The sequence below is a fragment of the Deltaproteobacteria bacterium genome (genome assembly GCA_019308905.1).
Taxonomy (GTDB): domain Bacteria; phylum Desulfobacterota; class BSN033; order WVXP01; family WVXP01; genus JAFDHF01.
Window position 1 is genome coordinate 1 of sequence record JAFDHF010000154.1, and the last position, 2,000, is coordinate 2,000.

The 2,000-nt window shown below is 51.1% G+C and carries 2 protein-coding genes; both read right to left on the reverse strand.

All coding sequences use genetic code 11. The features are described 5' to 3' along the window. Window positions 1-1,132, reverse strand: a 1,132-nt coding sequence (locus JRJ26_20745; GenBank protein ID MBW2059918.1) for a flippase, incomplete at its 3' end; no start/stop codon positions are given. Then, window positions 1,129-1,854, reverse strand: coding sequence for a peptidoglycan bridge formation glycyltransferase FemA/FemB family protein (locus JRJ26_20750; protein MBW2059919.1), 726 nt, complete (start codon window positions 1,852-1,854; stop codon window positions 1,129-1,131). The genes JRJ26_20750 and JRJ26_20745, both read right to left, overlap by 4 nt. Between the last annotated feature and the right edge of the window lie 146 nt (window positions 1,855-2,000).

Genomic DNA, 2,000 nt, shown 5'->3' on the forward strand with positions numbered 1-2,000 from the left:
TGATCAGAAAGTAGTCAAGAAAGACATTGGACAAGGCCGAAACGCCCTGCATCAGGGCAAAGGGTCTCTCCCTGCCCGTGGCATTCAGGGTGGCCCCGTTCAAAAAGCCGACGAAACTGAAGACAACGACCCAGATCATCACCTGGAAGATCAAGATCGAATTCTGGAACTGGTCGCCATAGATGAACAGGATGACCTGGTCCGAAACCAGGAACCCTCCAACGCCTATCGGAAAAGCAACCATGAGTAAATATGAGAAAGACTTCGTGTATGCTGTACGTAACGAATCCCCATCCGAGACCGATAGCCTGGACAGAACCGGGAAGATCGCGTTCATGAACATGTGAGGGATGAGCAGAAGCATGGTCAGGAGCTTCACGGCCGCCGAATACCATCCAACTGCCATCTCCCCCTGGAACCTGGCGATCATCAGGTTGTCGGTGTTGATGAAAACCACTTCGATTATGACCAGGAGACCAAAAGGGAGGGCGGCTTTGAAGATCTTCTTGACCGCGGACAAATCCACTTTCGGAGCCACACGGACGAAATTCCTCCGCGTAATGTAAACCCCAAACAAAAAAGCTAGAATATCAGCCACGGCCAATGCTGCTATGATGCCTCTCAGCCTCAACCCGAGCTTTATGGCCGTCAGCCCAAAAACAACCAACATGACATTCCTGAACACGATCAGAAGGGCCTCAAATTCCATTCGCTCGAATGACCTGACAACAGAATAAAGGGTCCTCAGTATCGAGCCGACTACTCCTGAAAGGAAGACGAGTACAAGTATCTCGACCGTCTTGCCGTCATACTGTTTCACCCCGGCAAAGATGAACATGAGAAGGAGTGCCACAACGGAAAGCACCAGCTTGCTGCCCAATATGTTGGCGATCAGCCCCTCACCCTGGCCTCTCAATCTAGCGACATCCCGAACCAGCAGGGTATCGAACCCGAAATCGGGCAAGAGCATAAAGATCGCAACCAGCGAGCCGGCAAACGCATACTTCCCCACACCGACCGGACCGACGGCTCTCGCCAGGAAAGCCACAAGCACAGCGCCCAGTATCTTTGCGCTCAGCCGACCAGCCGTGAGCACAACCGTGTTCTTGACAAGATTTCGAAGCAAACTCATTTTGGAAATGCCGAGGCTCGGTTCCTAAGCTGTCGTTTGATTCGTGATTTGTCCATCAGCCTGTTGCACACATAGGAAGGGTTCTTCAAATAGTATCTTATCAGCGGGAGTCGGTACGAGGGTGTCTTGTAGAAAGCTCGATAGTACGTCTTGGTATCTCCCCCGAATCTCATCTTGAATCTAGCTATGCCAGGCAGCCGATCAACCTCGATGTTGAGGAGGTCATACTTTTTGTATCCCTTTTGGATGGCGTATTTCATCAGCTCCCAATGAAGGAGTTGAGTCGGAGCGATCGATAGGTACTGCCTGAAAGACGCTCCGTGCCAATAGTAAACCGTGTCCTTGTAGAAAAGGAAAATACCCCCAGAGACAGGTTTCCCATCGTAAAGGGCAATGAAAAACTTGGCCTGATCCGTGGGCTGTAACCTCTCGAGCACCATTTCGTAGAACCGTTTGGGCCTTGCTCGAAGTCCGTGAGGTTCAAGGGTTTCTTTCTCCATTTCGCAGTATTGTGATAGATAGTTCCTGCCATCCACGATGATTTGAATCCCGGATTTCTGAGCCTTCCGGATTCGGTTCCTTGCGTAGGGATGTATGTTCTTGAAAATGACATCTTCTCCGCTTTCGAGAGACACGACCGACGTGTACAAAGGTATGGCTGTGCACCCAAGATTTCTCAGGAATGAGCCGTCCACACCTGGGGGAAATCGAATCTCGACCATTACACCTTCAGCCTGCCGCTGCATTTCTTGAACAAGCCTTTGCCGTACGGTTACTTTACCAGAAAGATCGTCGACGACCACCGGACCACCGTATACAGTCTCAAGGCTGGCATCAGGAGATCGACGGATCCTTCTCGGTCCTGAGC